The organism is Kribbella sp. (genome assembly GCF_035687465.1).
Taxonomy (GTDB): domain Bacteria; phylum Actinomycetota; class Actinomycetes; order Propionibacteriales; family Kribbellaceae; genus Kribbella.
In genome coordinates, this window is record NZ_DASRXP010000377.1 from 1 (window position 1) to 2,257 (window position 2,257).

Below are 2,257 nucleotides of genomic sequence, written 5' to 3' on the forward strand. Positions count from 1 at the left end.
CGGAGCAACTCCCACCGGGTGACCTCTGCGCGCCATTGAACCCTCCGTTCCTCTTCGCCCTCGAGCAACTCACGGGCCGCAGCGTGAACGCCATCGACGCGATGCTCCTCACCCCCGCCCTGACGGACCCGGCCGAACGCCTCGCCGCCACCGAAGGCCTCACCGAACTCACCGACCACAACCACCCCCGCGTACTCCGCGCCCTGCACCACCGCGACGACGTGCACGCGTACGCCGATCCGTCGGGCGGTGTGGTGCTCACGGGCCTCGGGCTCGCCGGTCGCCGCGAATGCGCCATCGAAGTCCCGCCAGAATCCCAAGGCAGAGGCCACGGCCGCCGCCTCGCCCGCGCAGCCCGAGCCCTCATCCCGCCCGACACCCACCTGTGGGCCCAGGTAACCCCCGGCAACGCCGCCTCCTTCCGCGCCTTCCTGGCCGCCGGCTACACCCCCACCGGCTCCGAAGCCCTCCTCACCCGCTGACGTCCCCGTTACGTCCGAAGAAGTGTGGGGCAGGCCCCACGGCTATTCGGACGTAAGACCCGCTCAGGCGAAACACCTTCCGGCTGACAAGTGTCGGTCCGGCCCCTAGGGTCAGTGGCACAGAGGATCGCGGGGGAATGGGCCGATCCCGGGGGTTGGATGCTTGACGCGCAGATTCACCAGGGCAAATTCGGTGAGGACTACATCCGGGTGCTGGCTTCGGCCGCCGGTCTACTGGTCTCCCAGGATGACGTCGACGTCGACGGTGTCGACTTCTGCATCAAGAAACCCGGCCGCTCGCGCTTCGGTTGGTCACCGCGGATCGATGTGCAGGTCAAGACCACTTCGCGGCCGAAACGTCGCGCCGCGGCCTTCGATTTCGACGGGCTGAACCAGTCGCAGTTCAGCAAACTCGCCGGCACCGACTTCTCCGTACCGCGGTTCCTCTTCCTGGTGATCGTCCCGACCAGGGCCGACCAGTACGCCGCTCTGAACACGGCCGGCCTGCTCCTCAGAGACGTCGGGTACTACGTCTCACTTGCCGACCGGGCACCTTTCGACGAACCGCGGACCGACAGACGGGTCAGGGTGAACGTCCCGACCGCGAACGTCCTCACAGTCACCTCGCTCCGTCAGTTGATCGATCCTGACTCGGCACCGCTGACCCCACCCGCCGAGCCCTTGATCACCAGGGGTTCGGAATGACAGAGATCGGTGTGGGAGCGGTCAGTTCCTACTTGGCCGGCTCGGGATGGGCACGGTCGACCGAGACCTGGCACGGCGCGGCGATCTGGTCGAACGGCAGCGAGGAAGTCCTCGTTCCACCGCGGGACGGGATGGGCGACAGCGCGTCCCGGCTCCGCGAGCTGCTGAGTGCGCTGGAAAGCTTCGAGAGCCGCCCGGCGGGTGAGATCGCTCGAGACATCGCCTATCCCTTGCTGGACACCGCCTTCTACCGTGCGCCCGCCGCAGTACGACCGGACGGCTTCGTCTCCCTGCCCTCCGGACTCGGCGCGTTCCAGGGAATGCACGACCTGTTCCGTACTGCGGCCTCGGTCGTCCTCGCTTCACCGCGATTCGGCACGGAACACGCCGTGGCCGAACTGCTGACCGGGATCCACATCGGGACGACTCCAGCCCACGAGTTCGCTCTGACCGTCCTGATCCCGCTGGACCCCTCCCAGGGCGGGCGTCCGCTGGGTCGGCAGGTGTTGCTCCAGGTGCACGGCGCCACCCGCGAGGTGCGTCGGGCAGTCAACGCGGAGAGCCTCGCGGAGTTCGACCACGCCGCGGTGTCATCGGAGTTCTGCCAGGCGTTGAGTGCCCTCGCCGGGACGGAACTCCAGGATCCCTTCGAACTCGGATTCCGCTGGGCCCGTGGGCTGCCGGCCGACGTGCCCGACCAGGTACTGCGCTTCCCGGCCGGCGCCGGCGAACTGATCCAAGCGGGTGCCCGGCGGCTGGAGGAACCGGCGGTGGCCGCAGCCGTCGCACCCGAGCTCTCGGGCCCCGCCACTATCACCGGCCGGATCGAGGCGCTGCACGACACCGAAGGCGGCGAAGACCGCTGGCGGGTGAGAATCCGCGGCCTCCTGCGCATCGAGGACCGCCGACCCGTCCGCCGCACGATCTGGGCTCGCCTGGACAGCCCCCACCTGTACGACGTGGCGCTGGCTGCTCATCGCGACCACAGCGACGTTCGCGTCACCGGCAACTGGGACCCCAACGCCCGGCCGAAACGACTGCTCGCCGATCCAGACGGCGTCCAGGTCGTC

3 protein-coding genes are annotated in these 2,257 nt (G+C 68.8%); all 3 read left to right on the forward strand.

Annotation, left to right across the window (positions count from 1 at the left end; all coding sequences use genetic code 11):
- On the forward strand, positions 1-482 hold a 482-nt coding region (locus VFG33_RS19795; RefSeq protein WP_325054392.1), incomplete at its 5' end, for a GNAT family N-acetyltransferase.
- 159 nt (positions 483-641) lie between these two features.
- Positions 642-1,187, forward strand: coding sequence for a DUF4365 domain-containing protein (locus tag VFG33_RS19800; RefSeq protein ID WP_325054393.1), 546 nt, complete (start codon positions 642-644; stop codon positions 1,185-1,187).
- Positions 1,184-2,257 (forward strand): hypothetical protein (locus VFG33_RS19805; RefSeq protein WP_325054394.1); only part of this gene is annotated, 1,074 nt, incomplete at its 3' end. The genes VFG33_RS19800 and VFG33_RS19805, both read left to right, overlap by 4 nt.